Source organism: Rhizobium sp. C4 (assembly GCF_021026315.1).
In the GTDB taxonomy this organism is placed as follows: domain Bacteria; phylum Pseudomonadota; class Alphaproteobacteria; order Rhizobiales; family Rhizobiaceae; genus Ensifer_A.
Genome location: NZ_JAJNCX010000015.1, coordinates 83,866 through 99,830, shown reverse-complemented (window position 1 = coordinate 99,830; position 15,965 = coordinate 83,866). Strand labels below are relative to the sequence as shown.

12 protein-coding genes are annotated in these 15,965 nt (G+C 60.6%); 5 read left to right on the top strand and 7 right to left on the bottom strand.

Features of this window, described 5'->3' with window-relative positions:
- The first annotated feature begins 6 nt into the window (after positions 1 to 6).
- Positions 7 to 1,428: an aldehyde dehydrogenase family protein gene (locus LQK84_RS21380; protein ID WP_230830808.1), complete on the top strand. Its 1,422-nt coding sequence runs from the start codon at positions 7 to 9 to the stop codon at positions 1,426 to 1,428.
- A gap of 82 nt (positions 1,429 to 1,510) precedes the next feature.
- Here the strand turns inward: LQK84_RS21380 and LQK84_RS21375 are convergent, their stop codons facing one another.
- Both LQK84_RS21375 and LQK84_RS21370 read right to left on the bottom strand, forming a co-directional pair.
- Positions 1,511 to 3,220, bottom strand: a complete 1,710-nt coding sequence (locus tag LQK84_RS21375) for a GMC family oxidoreductase (RefSeq protein WP_230830807.1) — start codon at positions 3,218 to 3,220, stop codon at positions 1,511 to 1,513.
- Between the two features lie 24 nt (positions 3,221 to 3,244).
- Positions 3,245 to 4,363, bottom strand: a complete 1,119-nt coding sequence (locus LQK84_RS21370; RefSeq protein ID WP_230830806.1) for a mandelate racemase/muconate lactonizing enzyme family protein — start codon at positions 4,361 to 4,363, stop codon at positions 3,245 to 3,247.
- A 174-nt stretch (positions 4,364 to 4,537) separates the two neighbouring features.
- Between LQK84_RS21370 and LQK84_RS21365 the strand changes: the two genes are divergently transcribed.
- From LQK84_RS21365 to LQK84_RS21355, 3 genes are read left to right on the top strand one after another with little or no spacing between them, the layout of a single operon-like run.
- A complete protein-coding gene (locus LQK84_RS21365) occupies positions 4,538 to 4,984 on the top strand; it encodes a cupin domain-containing protein (protein WP_230830805.1) in 447 nt (148 codons plus the stop codon).
- A 24-nt stretch (positions 4,985 to 5,008) separates the two neighbouring features.
- Positions 5,009 to 7,348 carry a molybdopterin-dependent oxidoreductase gene (locus LQK84_RS21360; protein WP_230830804.1) on the top strand — a complete coding sequence of 780 codons (2,340 nt, stop codon included), beginning with the start codon at positions 5,009 to 5,011 and terminating at the stop codon, positions 7,346 to 7,348.
- Complete coding sequence (locus LQK84_RS21355; protein WP_230830802.1) at positions 7,345 to 8,037, top strand: FadR/GntR family transcriptional regulator; 693 nt, start codon at positions 7,345 to 7,347, stop codon at positions 8,035 to 8,037. Before LQK84_RS21360 ends, LQK84_RS21355 begins: the two co-directional genes overlap by 4 nt.
- Positions 8,038 to 8,376: 339 nt before the next feature.
- Here LQK84_RS21355 and LQK84_RS21350 read toward each other — a convergent pair whose 3' ends face one another.
- Genes LQK84_RS21350 through LQK84_RS21335 form a run of 4 tightly spaced genes read right to left on the bottom strand, consistent with a single transcriptional unit; the run spans position 8,377 to position 14,000 of the window.
- Complete coding sequence (locus tag LQK84_RS21350; protein WP_230830800.1) at positions 8,377 to 10,263, bottom strand: acyl-CoA synthetase; 1,887 nt, start codon at positions 10,261 to 10,263, stop codon at positions 8,377 to 8,379.
- Positions 10,263 to 11,216: a fumarylacetoacetate hydrolase family protein gene (locus tag LQK84_RS21345; protein WP_230830799.1), complete on the bottom strand. Its 954-nt coding sequence runs from the start codon at positions 11,214 to 11,216 to the stop codon at positions 10,263 to 10,265. Before LQK84_RS21345 ends, LQK84_RS21350 begins: the two co-directional genes overlap by 1 nt.
- 36 nt (positions 11,217 to 11,252) lie before the next feature.
- Positions 11,253 to 12,326: a VOC family protein gene (locus LQK84_RS21340; protein ID WP_230830796.1), complete on the bottom strand. Its 1,074-nt coding sequence runs from the start codon at positions 12,324 to 12,326 to the stop codon at positions 11,253 to 11,255.
- 30 nt (positions 12,327 to 12,356) lie between these two features.
- Entirely contained in the window at positions 12,357 to 14,000 is a 1,644-nt protein-coding gene (locus LQK84_RS21335) for a bifunctional 3-(3-hydroxy-phenyl)propionate/3-hydroxycinnamic acid hydroxylase (protein WP_230830794.1), read from the bottom strand.
- A gap of 298 nt (positions 14,001 to 14,298) precedes the next feature.
- Between LQK84_RS21335 and LQK84_RS21330 the strand changes: the two genes are divergently transcribed.
- Entirely contained in the window at positions 14,299 to 15,030 is a 732-nt protein-coding gene (locus LQK84_RS21330; RefSeq protein ID WP_230830792.1) for a TetR/AcrR family transcriptional regulator, read from the top strand.
- 275 nt (positions 15,031 to 15,305) lie between these two features.
- Here LQK84_RS21330 and LQK84_RS21325 read toward each other — a convergent pair whose 3' ends face one another.
- Complete coding sequence (locus tag LQK84_RS21325) at positions 15,306 to 15,659, bottom strand: hypothetical protein (RefSeq protein WP_230830791.1); 354 nt, start codon at positions 15,657 to 15,659, stop codon at positions 15,306 to 15,308.
- Positions 15,660 to 15,965: the final 306 nt, after the last annotated feature.

Here is a 15,965-nt window from a genome sequence, read left to right as displayed (position 1 = left end):
GTTCGAATGCAAAAGCTCGATCAATTCTTTATCGACGGCCGCTGGGTCAAGGCTAATGGAGAGGGGCGCCACCCCGTTGTCGATCCCGCGACCGAGGAGGTTATCGGCCATATCGCGATGGCAAACGCCGCGGATGTCGATGCTGCTGTCGCGGCCGCGCGCGCGGCCTTCGATGACTGGCAGATGACACCGAAGGCCGAGCGTCTGGCTCTTTTGCGCCGCCTGCTGGAACTCTACAATGCACATTACGAAGAAGTCGCGGAACTGATGACGCGCGAGATGGGCACGCCGCTTCACTTCTCCCGCTCCGCCCAGGCCTGGGTCGGAACGGCGCATCTCGAAGCGGCCATCGATGCGCTGGACAAGCTGGAAACGGAAGAGCTGCGCGGCAACACGCTGATTTCGCTAGAACCCATCGGGGTCTGTGCTCTCATCACGCCGTGGAACTGGCCGATGAACCAGCTGGTCGTCAAGGCTGCTCCCGCGCTGGCGGCCGGCTGCACCGTGATTGCCAAGCCTTCCGAGTTCTCGCCGCTCTCGTCCATTCTCTTTGCCGAACTTATCGAGGAGGCCGGCTTCCCGGCCGGCGTCTATAATCACCTCACCGGCTTCGGTCCGGAGGCGGGGGAATTGCTGGCCCGCCATCCGGATGTCGACATGGTGTCGATCACCGGTTCGACCCGCGCCGGAATCGCCGTCGCGCGCGCCGCTGCCGATACGGTCAAGCGCGTCACACAGGAACTCGGCGGCAAATCCGCCAATATCATCCTGCGCGATGCCGATCTAGAAAAGTCGGTCAAGGCAGGCGTCGAGGCCTGCTATGTCAATTGCGGACAGGCTTGCCGGGCTCCCGCCCGCATGCTGGTGCCGGCCGAGCGGATGGAAGAGGCCAAGGCTTACGCCCGTGAAGCGGCAGAGACACACAGCGTCGGCAATCCGATGGGTAATTTTTCGCTCGGGCCTGTGGTCAACAAGGCGCAGTTCGAGCGAATCCAGATGCTCATTCAAGCGGGCATCGACGAAGGGGCGACACTCGTGACTGGCGGTGTGGGACGTCCCGACGGGCTGTCTCATGGCTATTATATCAAGCCGACCGTGTTTGCCGATGTGAAGCCGGGGATGACCATCGAGCGCGAGGAAATCTTCGGGCCCGTGATCGCGCTGATCGGTTATGAGACCGAAGACGAGGCCGTCGCAATCGCCAATGACACGGTTTACGGGCTCTCGGGCTACATCCAGACCGCCGATATCGAAAAGGCCCGCAAGATTGCACGTCGCCTGCGCGTCGGTTCGATCTGGATCAACGGCGCCGATTGGGATGCCCGCATGCCGTTCGGCGGCTACAAGCAGTCCGGCAACGGCCGTGAACATGGCGAATGGGGTCTGCACGATTATCTGGAAGTCAAATCGACGGCTGGGTGGGCTTGAGTCCCGGCGAACGCAGCGCTCACATGAAAGAACCCGCCATGGTCAGCATGGCGGGTTTCTTTTTTGTCTCTTGCGGTTCGATTCAGGCGGCTAGAGACGGACTGCCGGCTTTGGCGCGGGCCTTGATGAGATCAGCGGCCTTTTCGGCGACAGCGACCGTCGGGGCAAACGTGTTGCCGGAGATCACCGCCGGCATCACGGACGCGTCGACGATCGCCAGATTCTCGAGCCCATGCACGAGAAGCGTTGCCGGGGAAACGACGGCCATAGGGTCTGTCCCCATCTTGCAGGTGCTGGTCGGGTGATACATCGTCATGCAGTTCTGCCGGACATAGGCGGCGATATCGTCGTCGCTCTGGACGTGCCGGCCGGGCGCAACCTCCTCACCGCGATGCCCGTCGAATGCCTTCTGGTCGGCGATCTTGCGCATGATCTTCATGCCGCGCACGAGGATTTCCATGTCATAAGGATTGTCGAAGAAGTTTGGCGCGATCAGCGGCGCGTCATAGGCGCTGGCGCTTTTCAATCCGACATGGCCGATGCTCTTCGGCCTTAGCAGGCAGGCATGCATCGCCCAGCCATGGCCCCAGAAACTGTCTGACGCCTGCGCCGAAGCCATGGTCGTGCAGAAGAAGAGTTGCAGATCCGGCCGGTCGACATCCGGGCCGGATTTGACGAAGCCCCCGGCCTCGCCTGTATTCGAGGTGAACATGCCGCGGCGCGAGGAAAACCATTTCAGCACATGCATCGCGTTCGTATGCATCGTGCCCCATGAAATGCCATAGGTCTTGTTGGTCAGCGCGCGCTGTTTCGTCCACGTGTCGATGTGATCCTGAAGGTTGCGACCGACGCCGACGAGTTCATGCCTGACCTCGATGCCCTGTGCCTTCAGTTCGCGCGGCGATCCTATCCCGGAGAGCATGAGAAGCTGCGGCGAAATGAATGCGCCGGTTGCCAGCACCACCTCGCGGCGCGCGCGGATCTGCTTCGTCTCTCCATAGACGTCATAGGACACGCCCACGGCGCGTTTCCCTTCCATGACGATGCCGAGTGCACGTGCCTCGGTGATGATCTTGAGATTGGGCCGCGATTTGGCGGGGCCCGCATAGCTGCTTTCCGCACCCCAGCGCTCGCCGTCCTTCTGCGTGAGCCAATGGTAACCGATACCTTCCTGATCCTCGCCGTTGAAATCGGCGTTGAGCTTGTAGCCGGCCTGCACGGCGGCATCGAAATAGGTCTGGCACATGCTGTTCGGCGAGCGGGGCGGCGAGACGCTGACCGGACCGCCGCGCCCGTGATAGCGCATGTCGATCTGGTCGCGAACGGGCTTGCCGCCGAGTGTAAAGTTGCGCGTGGCGTCAGGGTTTTCAGCCAGGACGAAATTCTCGGATTTCTTGAAATACGGCAGCAGATCGTCATAGCCCCAGCCAGGATTGCCGAGATCGCGCCAGTCGTCATAGTCCTGCTTCTGGCCGCGGATGTAGATCATGCCGTTGACCATGGAACTTCCGCCCAGCGCCTTGCCGCGCGGAAGGATCATCCTGGTGTTTCCGAGCCCGCGCGACGGTTCGGCTTCGAAGAGGTACATCATCTTCGTGCCGCCGAGGAAGGCGAGGTTCGGCATCATGAAGGTGACCATGCCAAGCGGCATGCGGACGATCTGCCGCTTGTTGTTGCCGGCCGTGCCGAATTCCAGCAGGGCAACCTTCACATTCGGGTCTTCCGTCAGCCGGTTCACCACGACGCAGCCCGCGACCCCGCCCCCGACGATGACATAATCGAACTCATCCATGATTCTTGCTCCTCCCTGCGTATCCTATAGCCTGATCGTTGCCGACTGAATGGCGGACATGTTCAGTTCAATTCCCAGTCCCGGTCGGTCTGGCACGCGCACGACACCGTTCTTCACCTCGAAGGGGACCTTTAGGACATCGCCGCGAAGAGGCACGGGCGCTTCGTCTCTCAGCATGATGGAAAAATTCCGCTTGCTCGCTGCCAGATGGAGCGCTGCGGCGAAGCCGATATCCGATCCGTAATGATGGGGCGAGAAGGGCACGCCGCGTTCTGTTACTGCCTCGCACATGCGCGCGGCAGCAGTTATGCCGCCGGACCGGCAGGGGTCGGGCATGACGAATTGGATGGCATCCTCTGCCGTAAACTCCCGGTAATCGGACAGGCGAAAGGCATTTTCCCCCCAGGCAAGCGGGATCGTTGGAAATTCCCAGCGGAGCGCGACGTAACCCTCCAGATCGTCCGACAAAAGCGGTTCCTCAAGCCAGAAGAGTTCCAGCGCCTCCAGCTGCTTCAGGACGCGTCGTGCGCGTGACCGGTCGAAGGCCTGGTTGGCATCGATCATCATGCCGAAATCGGCTCCAACGGCTTCCCGCATCGCATGAGCCTTACGAATATCTACTGCATCGTCGAAGCCAATCCGCATCTTGGCATGCGTGTACCCCCTCGCTTTCATTTCCAGCGCGCCCGCGGCCGGATCGGTAGCATTGAAGCCCACCGCATAGCAGTCAATCTCTTCGCGGTAGCGCCCGCCGAGCAGTTGCCAGATCGGCACGCCGTAAAACTTGCCCGCGATATCCCAGAGCGCAATGTCGATGCCGGAAATCGCCTGGGCGATGGCGCCCTCGGCCCACATGCGGGTAAAGGCGCGCGTCGCGTTGACCATCTTGTCGTGAAGGCGGCCGACATCGAGCGGATTTTCGCCGATCAGCAGCGTGGCCAGTCCATCTTCTATCGTCGCGCGCCGCTCATGAACGCACCATGGCGGGAAGTTGACGGAGGTTTCGCCGACCCCGGTGAACCCCGAATCCGTCTCAATGAAAACCAAGCCGAAATTGCGATGCGTCAGGCTTCCGCAGGACAGCGGAATAGGAGTCGGCAGCGCGTAGCCGCAAAGAACGAAGCGGATTTGCGTAATCTTCAACGAATTTCCTCCCATCACCTAGCGAATGTTCGGCTGCGAGGCCGTATTGACAAGTGAACAGATGTATACCTATCTTATGGTCATACCAGTTGTCCAGATGGTGCAGCGCGATTTTTGAAAGGCGCTTTACTGCGGATGCCGGGAATGAAAGCGTCAATCAGGAGGAGATCATCAATGAACGACATGTCGAGCGCGAAGACCGTCACGATCGGGCCGCAGGAAATTCTGGATGGCGCGCCGATGCAGCAGGAGCATGGAGGTGTGCGCGACCTCAAGCTCGTCTACCCTGAAACCGGGCTCGATGCCCGCACGCTCTGCATGGGGCTGGTCGAGATCGACCCCGGTCACAGCTCCCCGATGCATCGCCACAATTGCGAGGAAGTCTATTACGTGCTTCAGGGCCAGGGTGAGCTGGAGCTGGAAGGCAAGCGGTATCCGCTGGTCGCTGGCGGCTGCTCGCTGCAGCGTCCCAATGACATTCACCGGGTTCACAATACCGGCCGGGAAACCCTTCGGCTTCTGGTGATTGCCGGCATCATGCTCGTCCCGCTATGGCCCAAATGGCCGACCGAAACGCCTTACGAGGTCTTCGAAGGTTCGACGAAAAACGCGGCTGCTTGAAGCCCTGAAACGCGGGAGGCTTTCATGTCGGGACTGTCGGCAACCCATTGGGGGTTTGCGGACGTGGAGGTTCGCGCGGGCAAGATAGTCCGCGCCGAGCCTTTTCATCGTGACGAAAGCCCGTCACCCTTGCTCAAGGGCCTGCCCGACGCCATTCACGCATCGACGCGTGTTCTCTCTCCAGCCATTCGCGAAGGCTGGCTGGCAGGAGATCGAAAGCGCCGAGGGCGCGATCGTTTTATCGAGGTCGACTGGCAGACGGCTTACGATCACATTGAACGCACGCTGCGTCTGACGCTCGAAGATACTGGCAACGAGGGCATCTTCGCAGGATCCTACGGCTGGGGTTCGGCCGGCCGCTTCCATCACGCCGCCACCCATCTGAAGCGGTTTCTGAACACCATTGGCGGCTTCGTTGATCAGAAGCAGACATATTCCTTTGCCGCGGGGCAGATCATCTGCCCCCATGTCGTCGGCGATAACCGAATTCTTTTCGGAGGCGAGACGACGACATGGCCGGCCATTCTCGACAACGCCCGGATCATTGTTTTCTTCGGCGGCATCAATATTTCAAACGCGCAAATCGCCGCCGGCGGTCTGGGAAACCATGCGACCCTGGGCTGGCTGAACAAGGCTGCGGAGCGGGGTATCGAGATCGTCTGCGTCAGCCCTCGGCGCGATGACGATCCACGGCTGCCGCCTCATCGCTGGGTGCCGATCCGACCGGGGAGCGATACTGCGCTCATGTTGGCGCTGGCTTACGAAGTGGTCCGCACGCGCCGGATCGATCGTGGGTTTCTAGCCTCGCACACGAAGGGTTACGACCGGTTCGAACCCTACCTGCTGGGCGAGGGCGACGGGCGTCCGAAGAATGCGGCCTGGGCCGCCGAACTGACTGGTATCCCGGAAGATGCGATCCTGGAGCTTGCCAGGAAGCTCACCGACTTGCCGAGCTTTTTGACCGCGGCCTGGGCCTTGCAGCGACAGGAAAACGGCGAGCAGCCGCTATGGATGCTGATCGTGCTTTCCGCCATGCTCGGCGAATTCGGGAAGCCGGGTAGAGGGGTTTCCTTCGGCTACGGTTCCATCGGCAATCGAGGCGATCCGCGGCCGATCGTTTCCTCACCGGGATTTTCTGCCGGCCGCAACCCGCTGGGCCGTTTCATTCCGGTCGCCCGTGTTGCTGACATGTTGCTTGGGCCAGGGGAGACCATTCCCTTCGACGGACACGAAATCGTCTATCCGAAGATCGACATGGTCTGGTGGGCGGGCGGCAATCCCTTTCATCACCATCAGGACCTGAACAGGCTCGTTGCCGCGTTCCAGCAGCCTAGAACGGTGATCGTCAACGAGATCTGGTGGACGGCGACAGCCCGTCACGCCGATATCGTCTTGCCTGCCACGTCTGCTTTGGAACGAAACGACCTGTCCGGATCGCCGACGGATCGGTTTACTGCCGCGATGCGAAAGCAGATCGAACCTTTGGGTTTGGCGCGCAGCGAATTTGATATCTTCTCAGCACTGGCCGAACGTTTCGGGACGCTTTCAGCTTATGCCGAGGGTCTGGACGAGATGGGCTGGCTCAGACGCATTTATGAAGAGTTCCGGGGCCGCGCAGCTGATGTCGGAGCTGAATTGCCAGACTTTGATGCCTTTTGGAAGGTGGGTTATGCCGAGTTGCCGCCGCCGAATGAAGCTTACACATTGTTTGAGGACTTTCATCGCGATCCGGTGGCGTATCCGCTGAAGACGCCGTCCGGCAAGATCGAAATCTGGTCACGCTTCATCGCGGCCTCTCGTCACAAGGATATCGCGCCGCACCCGTTCTGGTCGCCGCCCGTCGAGTGGCTGGGAAGCGCGCAAAAAACCGAACTGCATTTGATTTCGCCGCAGCCGGCGACGCGGCTCCATTCGCAGCTTGATGGTGTCGGCGTCAGCCTGGAAAGCAAGATGAATGGCCGCGAGCCCATCTTTATCCATCCCCAGGATGCCGAGGCGAGGGGCATTGTCGATGGAGACCTCGTGCAGGTTTGGAATGACCGTGGGCAATGTCTAGCGGGAGCGCGGCTGTCGGAAGCCGTCATGCCGCAGGTCGTTGCGCTCGCCACGGGTGCGTGGTTTGTGTCTGGATTGGATGACAAGCAACAGTCTGTCGACCTGAACGGAAACCCGAACGTGCTCACCGGAAATCGTCCGTCAAGCTCCCTATCTCAGGCGCCCGCCCAGCATTCTGTGCTCGTCCGGATCGAGAAATACGCCGATGCAAGTCCTGCTCTGGACCGCGCAACATTGCCAGAGGAAGTGCAAAGCAGTATTCATTCGTCTACGTCGAGGGGACGTCAGCGTTATCTGGAATCCGAATGACCGAACTGTTCGCGGCCATAGAACGAAGGTCCATCTGGCAGGATGTCGCCAGTCAGGTCCGCAAGATGATCGAGGATGGCACAATCGGTCCTGGCCAGAAGCTGCCGAGCGAGCGGGACATGTGCCAGCAGTTCGGCGTGAGCCGCATCAGCCTGCGCGAGGCGCTCCGTGCACTGGAGCGCGAAGGTTTTATCGAGGTCCAGGCTGGTCGTGGCGCCTTTGTCCGTGCCCATTTCGACCGTGAACGCCATGTACTGGAAACTCTGATCGGCTTCAGCCGCGAGAGCGCCGAAAAAGTGTTCGAGCTTAGGATGCTCTTCGAACCCAACCTTGCGGGGTTGGCGGCGCGCAGCATTTCCTCCGAAAATCTTGAACGCTTACGGGAGACGGTCGAGCGCATGCGCGACCATGTTGAAAATCCGGAGGCGGCCATTCAGGCGGACTCGGATTTTCATAAAGTCCTGGGTGAAAGCACCGGTAATCCGCTTGTGGAAAGCCTAGTTCGCTTCGTTATGACCGCGACAGGCTCTGAAAGGCTCGTGACGCTGAACAGCCGACAAGGGGTGGAACGCGCACTCATCGGGCATGAGCGCGTTCTGGCGGCTGTGGCCGCTGGAGACGAAGAGGGCGCCGCCAAGGCGATGAAGGAGCATCTGCAGGACGCCGTAGCCTTCGCAAGGAATTTCTAGCGACGCCCCTCTGCTCCGAACATCGACAGTCCGCTTCGGTTCAACCGGAGAATCTTGATGCTTGCAAATCCTGCTGCACCTGTCGCGTAGCCACCGCGCTTCAAAAGTTTTAATTTATGCATCTACATTTTTCTGATGCACGCACACGGTTGCTAAAGTAGAATGGCGGAATTGACAAGTCTCTGTGCGATCAGGCCCCCGCAGCCAAACAATCAATACGCAAGACAACGAAAAAACCCGCCAGGTGAAAACCAGCGGGCTGTTCGCGTTTATCGTCCCGGCCGGAGAGGTTTTGCCATAGAGGCCTCGCCATCTGGCAACGATCTTTCCGGATGGCAATCACCTGATAGCGAAGGGAAATGGGAAACGTCCGACCAACGACTCGGTATCGGCGCGTCTTGACGGATCTTTCAGGTGAATGACGATTTCCGTGCCGCGCGCCGGGCTGTCGTCGACCTCGATGGAGGCCTTGATGTCTGCGAGGCTAAGTTCGTCGCGAATGGCAGAACCGATTTCCAGCCGCCGGAGCTCGGGCTTGAAGATCTTGCCCACGCCGGTCAGCGGCATCGCGTCTATGATGGCGATATGCTTCGGGATGGCGGCCCTCTCGCTGATTGCCGTTTGCGCGAAGGCCAGCAGGCTCGCCTCGTCACGGACACTTCCGTCCTTCAACTGGACATAGGCAACAGGAACTTCGCCTGCATAGACGTCGGGACGTCCGATGGCGGCGGCGAGATGGACATCGGGATGACCGTGCAGGGCCTCCTCGATCACGGATGGATCGATATTATGGCCGCCGCGGATGATGATATCCTTCTTGCGGCCGGTCAGCCAGAAATAGCCATCGGCATCGGCGCGTCCGATGTCGCCGGTGTTCAGCCACGTTTCGCCGTCGCCGAGATCGACCCAGAGCCCCGTGTTGTGTTCCGGCTGGAGATAGCCGTCGAACACATTCGGTCCTGAAATGACGATCAGCCCGGCTTCGTCCGGCGCGCAATCGCGCATATAGCGCCCTGCATCATCCAGGACGACGGCCTTCATTTTCTGTCCCGGCAAGCGGATGCCGATCGAACCCAGCCGCCTGTCGCCGGCGGGCGGATTGACGCTGCTGACGCAGGTTCCCTCCGTCAGGCCGTAGCCTTCCAGAATCCGCAGGCCCGTGCGCTCCTGAAAACTCCGGAACACTTCGACCGGCATGGGGGCCGCACCGCAAAGGCCGAATTCGAGCGAGCTGATATCATTCTCACCGATCGGAACATCGAGAAGCGAGGAGTAAAGCGTGGGCACACCGCTGAAGAAATTGATGCGATGGACGCTCACCATCTCCCAGAAACGCCTGACAACGTCCTTGCCGCGATAGCCTTGCGGCGTGCCGAGGATCACATGAGCCCCTTGCGAAAACGGCACGAGGCCGGTGACCATGGCGCCGTTGACATGGAAAAGCGGCAGTCCGCAGAAAATGACCTTGCCCGGCGCCATGGATTGCCCGAGCACATACGCGTTCATCAAGGCGTTGGCGACCTCGTTGCCATGCCGGCGCATGGCGATCTTCGGCGCACCGGTTGTTCCCCCGGTGCAGAAGAAGGAAGACTTGTCGGCGCTGCTCTTTGCGTATGCGACGTTCAATGTGTCGCCGTCTTCCGCCAGCATCGCAGCCTTGAAATCATGAAGCGCGATATGCGGCGGAACGGGTCCGGCGTCGCTCCCCTTCATGCCGGGGATATGGTCGGCCAGATTGACGAGAACGAGGTGGCGCAGGCTCGGCACATCCGCAAGGATCGGCTGGACCTTCTGCCAGAGATCGGTGCCGGGAAAGGGGGCGAGCGTGACCAGGATCTCGGCACCTGCGACTTTCAGCAGCTCTGCGATTGACGGCCCTTCCAGCAAGGGGTTGATCGCCAGAACGATACCGGAAGCCTCGCCGCCCCAGATGACGAAATGGGTTTCCGGCAGGTTCGGCAGGATATAGGCAATCACCGTATCCTTGCCCGCGCCCATGCGCGCGAACATGTTGGCAGTCCGGGTGATGTCGCGCAGCAGTTCCGCATAGGTCCATCGCTCCGGGGTGCGATGGGTGTCCACGCTGAGGAAGAAGCTGAGCGCCGGCTGATCGGCATGCTGTTGCGCGCTCCGGCGGATCAGTTCGTAGGTGCTTTCGGGTGCCTGATCGAGCAGTCCGCCCGTCTCTGCCCTGACGATATCTTCAAGTCCTTTTGCACCGGACATCATGCACCTCCCACAATGGTATTGCGCTGGACGCCGAGGTCAATCGAGCCGTCGGCGCTGACGATGCGGGCCTCCACCTTGTCGCCGGGCTTAAGATATTGCGGACGCCGGGCCTGAACGTCCAGGAACATCTTCCACTTTTTCGCCTGCGGGAGTAGCGCCGCGATCTTCTGCTTTGTGGGCGATGGCACGCTAAGCGCGCAGCCGCTTGGCGTGCCGGTGGCGATCAGGTCGCCGATGAACATGTCCTGCACGCCTGAAAGCTCGGTGATCGTCTCCGGCGGACGGTTCACCAGATTGCGCGTGGTGTCGCGCTGGCGCACTTCCCTGTTGACGGTCAGGATCAGGTTCAGGTCGTAGAGCTTGCCGATCTCCTGTCGGTCGAGCAGGCAGAGATAGGGGCCGACAGGCCCGAAGGTGCGGAAACTCTTGCCCTTGTAGAATTGCATTTCCGGGATCTGGATATCGCGGGCGGAATAGTCGTTCACGATGACGAGGCCCGCCACATAATCATGCAGGTTGTCGTCGCGAACCGTGCAGGGGCCGGTGATCGTCTTCTTCAGGACCAGACCGAGCTCGATTTCGTAGTCGAGAAACTTGACGCGGCCGGGGCGAATGACGTCGCAATTTGCCGGCGAAATACAGGACGCGGCCTTGGTGAAGATCATGTTGAAATGCTTCTCGTCCGGGTTCATCCCGGACTCGATCATGTGCTGGCGATAATTCGCACCCTGGCAGAGGAATTGCTGGTTCTCGGTGACGGGCGAGAGCAGTTCGACGGCGCCTTCGGCAATCGTGTCGCCCTGAAGCGATGCGAGTGTTTCAATGCTGTGCGCGGCGAGGAACGCGCCGGTCGTTGGAAAGTCGTCCGGCACGGGCGTGATCTGGCCGTTTCGGATAACGCCCCATTGCGGGACGCCCTGATATTGGAAGCGGATTACATTGAGAGCCATAGAAACAAGTCCAGTCTGTGTTTGAAGGGGGTGGGGTCAGCCGAACAGCTTCATCAGCGTTCTGAGCTTGCCGAAGGTGAGATCCGGGCTCGTGCGCAGGCTGTGAATGACGCTGCGCAGGAAGGCGATGGTGACGTGCGGCTTGGTGAAGCTGCGGGGCAATTCCGGGCCCCATTGCGACATGGCCTGCCGGGAGACGGGGTGAATGCCGGTCGGGTTGTCGGCGGTGAAGAGATCGCCGTCGCAATAGTGCTCGTGGTGGCAACCCCAGGGGTCGCTCCAGTAGTCGAAGATTTGGCTGCCGAGCAGATGCCGGCCCATGCCCCAGGCATGATGCCAATTGCGTTCGCGCAAGACCCGCTGGCCCATGGCCACGGCATCCGTGTCGATCAGTTCGAAGGCGCTGTGGCTGTATTTCGTCACAACGCCCTGAACCAGCACCAGCGTGTGATGATCGACCGGCACGTCGCCACGATCGACGCGCATGAAGGCGACAGCCGGCGAGCCATCCTTGAAGATCTGGATGTCGGTCGGGATGAAGCCGAAATGCCGCGTGTACCAGGCCGCCGTCCGCTGGTAGTCCGGAACCTCCAGCACGACATGGCCGAGCTTGATGATCTCGGGCGCGGACACCGTCAGCCTCTGGGTTTCGTTGATGCGGGTGATGGCGTCGACCGAGTTATGCTGCAAGGCCATGCGGTGCGGCAGCGGCTCGACCGGCGTTCTGCCATAGACGGCATGCACTTCGAAGCCCGATGGGCAGGTGAGCCGCACCATCTTGCCGCCGCCGGGATAGGTGGATTGCACGATCGGCCCCACCGCTTCCGGCAGGGCGGCCAGCGCCTTCAACTCGTCTTCCGTATCAACGGTCAGGCCGAAGCCGGCAAACCGCGCCGTGTCGGACTTGCGAATGACATAGCAGCAGGCGGCCGTGCCGGTGCCGCGCAGGAAGGAGATATTGTCTTCGCGCTTGGCGGGCAGCAGCCCGAAATCCATCAGAAAGGCTTCGGCCTTGGCGATGTCCGGGCGTTCGAAAATCAGGTACGCGAGTTCACTGGCTTTTGTGGTGGGCGTGGGGTGGCGGGAAGGCTGCGGTGTCGAGAGCTTCATCTTGCGTCTCCAGGGCGTAAAGGGTTTCGATCAGGCGAGTTCGGCGTTTGCGCGAACGGGCATCTGCAGAAGGTCAAGGCATTCGGTGACGATGCGGGTGACGTCGTCAGCGGGGCCTGAATGCATGATGATCCGGTCGGGGCGGATAACGGCGACCATGCCAGCCTTGGCGATGCCCGGCAGGAACCGGCCCTCCAGATCCTCGTAAGTGTCGTTTGCGGTGAGCCCGAGCCGCTGGCCGCGATAGGCAATCTGGATCGACCGGACGTTGAGGCCTGCCAATCGCCGCGCCGTTTCGGGGTCGAGCTTTGCGACCGGATCGCAGCCGAAGCCGACAAGGGCAAAGCCGGAGCCGAGAGCCTCGTCGCTCAAGGCAATCCGCCCGTCCCGTGCCCGCACCCAGCCTTGCGGAATGAGTGCGCCGGCCTCGAGCTTGGTCTTGGCGCCCGACTTTCGGAACAGGCCGGACTTGAAGCGGTTCTGCGGCTTGATCTCCAGTTCCTCAAAAAAATCGCCGATGAAGGGGAGGTGGCGAACCATGCGCATCAGGCCGTGATTGAGGAAGGCCGAGAAAGCATTGCGCGGCATGATCAGCTTGCCCATGAACTTGGCGAGATTGATCATGGCGATGGCATGCGGCCGGCGCTCCTGGTCATAGGTCTTGAGGATCGAGGCGCCGGCGTGACCCTGAACCGCCCAGGCGAGTTTCCAGCTGAGGTTTGCCGCATCGCGCAAGCCTGCGACCAGACCCTGGCCGACAAAGGGCGGCGTGATATGCGCGGCATCGCCAATGAGGAAAACCGAGCCCTTTGAAAACTGCCGCGCAACCCGCGCGTGGAAGCGATAGACGGCCTTGCGCTCCAGACTCATCTGGCCGGAGGCGTCCCACTGGCCGAGCAGCTTGCGAACATTTTCTTCCCTTTCGACCTCCTCGCGGCGTTCGCCCTTGCGCAGCATGAATTCCCAGCGTTCGCGATTTCCGGGTGCGATCATGTGTGGGACGGGCCGCTTGTGGTCGCAGAGGAATTCGATGTGATCGATGCCCGGCGGATCGCGCTGGGCATCGACGACCAGCCAGTCTTCCGCATAGGTCTTGCCGTTGAATTGCTCGCCAATCAGCTGGCGGACGATCGAGCCAGCGCCATCGGCACCGACGAGATAGCGGGTGCGAATATCGAAGGTCCGGGTGCCGCTGCGCAGATGCGCGATCACGCCGTTGTCCGTTTCGGTGAAGCCGGACAGTTCCGTTTCAAGCGAAACGGTGACGGCGGGCATGCCCGTCAGCATGCCGCGCAGCACGGTTTCCAGCTGCGGCTGATAGAATGTGACCTGTTTGGGGAAGCCGTCGATTGTGCCCAGCGTATTGATGCGAGCGAAGTCGCCCACAATCGGGCAGCGCATGCGCACGAAAGGGATTGCGATCGTGTCGAACGCGTCTTCCGCAAGGCCGGCAAGCTGCAGAATGCGCAAGGCCTCATTGTCCAGCGCGATGGCGCGGGGTGCTTTGAAAATCTCGGCAGCCTTGTCGATGACAAGCGTTTTCACGCCATGGCGTCCGAGCAGATTGGCCATGACCGCTCCCACTGGCCCGAGCCCGACAATCAGAACATCGACCTGCGACGGGACGCGCGGCAGCGCATCCGCCGACACAGTCGGCGCGACTTGAATATTCATCTGGAAAGCTCCTCCCACGAGCTCGTCATCGACAAAAAGATCATCTCATCGAAACTGATAATATCATCAGTTTAAAATGGACCTTTGTCAACGGGTGTGCGATTGGATGCGTGAAATTTGGTTTTGGAGAGGCACTTTGCGTCAAACTCGCCATGGCCATCACGGTTAGAAATTCCAACGGAATCATTGCGTTGTGCAAGAATTGGCAATTTGGCGATTGACTTCTGAGGGCTCGGCAGGCGGGATGTGAATGTCAGAATCAAACGGTAGAACTGTCAACCCGAAGTCCTATTCAGCCATGATGAAGCAAGCGCCCGACAAAGCCAGCAAAGCTGCGAAAGTCTCGCCAAGCGAGCAGAGCGAACGCGCGCCGCGCGGTGAAAGGCGCAAGCGCGAGACGCGGACCAAGCTGCTCAGAGCCGCGATGAGCCTGATGGCCGAGAGAGGTCTCGAAGCTGTCGCCATCAACGAGATCACGGAAGCAGCCGATGTCGGGTTCGGAACCTTCTACAATCACTTTGCATCGAAGGAAGAGATCTACACCTGCATCGTGAACTGGGTTTTCGAGGCCTTCGCGGATGCGCTCGAACGGAGCCTCGATGACGTCTCCGACAGTGCGGAGATTATCGCGACCAGCGTTCGCCACACCATGAACCGTGCCAAGGACGATCCACTCTGGGGGCGTTTTCTGGTGCGCGAAGGCATGTCGGCGCGCAGCATGCGCGGCGGCAGTGGTCTGGCGGGCCGCCTGAACCGGGACATTGCACGCGGGCTGAAGACCGGCCGCTTCAAGGCGAGCGACAGCTTTGTGACATTCATCTCGGTTGGTGCCACAGTGCTCGGCGCCATCGTGGCCGAACTGGATGCCTCGGGCGACGACCTCGATGCAAAGCTCATGGAAAACCTGCCCGAGCGCACGGCAACCCTGGTCCTGACCATTCTGGGCATAGACGCATCTGAAGCGACGAAAATCGCAACGGCTCCTCTGGCTGCTATCGATTTCCAGACGGCTGAAATTGGGGATTACTGACAGCGGGAGCGGGCGCGTCCGGCGACGTTCTAGCTGAACAGAATGTAACGAGACCTGTCAGGTATCCGGTATGCTGCGTATCAGGACGATGGAGCTTTTGAGCCAGCCGCCCTCGCGCCGCTTTTGATCAGGGCCCAGAAGCATTCACGCGTCTTCTGGGCTCTCTTGATTCTATCCGCCAACGAGGCCTCCGAGGTCTGGGGCCGCCGTCCGTCGAATAACGGTCAAAACCGGTGGCAGCAGAGGTCATTCAACATTGTATTCGAGCCGATTGATCAGAACATCGCGCTGTGAGCCCCCGTGTCGTCGTTCCAAGTTCCCCGATAGTCTTGGTCACCGAGATCGAACCCGTCGCTGCACGCGGCAATGGCGGCGAGATGATTGCCATCGACCTCGCCTGTCGCAGACACGCCATTGCCGAAGCCGTCGTTCCCGTCATCGCCAATGATATTCAGCCCGGCCCCGCTTGCGGCAGCGCATGAGAGCAGGACCTGCGACGGTGCGCCCGACTGACCTCCGTCTGCCTCGTAAGCCCCGTTGATCGTGATGTTGATGTCGCTGACTTCGGCATCGCTGGACCTAACTGCCTTATTGGACGTTGGAGCCGCCCGGAAACCTGGTGCGTTCACGCCTCCGTAACCCAATCAAACACACCCAGGGGCCGCCAGGAGACATCTGGCGGGCTTTTCTCACGCATGTCATGCCACTCTAGCCTCGCAGGCCTGAGCAATATGGTCGGGTGCTGGTTTTCTGGATGCTCCGGCATGAAGTTCCGCGCGAAGCCGGCTATTATGAGAGACGCGACGACAGCTCAGTCCGGAATATAAAATCGATGCCGTGACGCGGGGCAGGGAGTGGCGCCTCAGCGCCTTGAAACGGTCTCGGCGAGCGACCGGTTTGTGCGCTGCGAAAACTCTTTGTGATAATTTGATCAA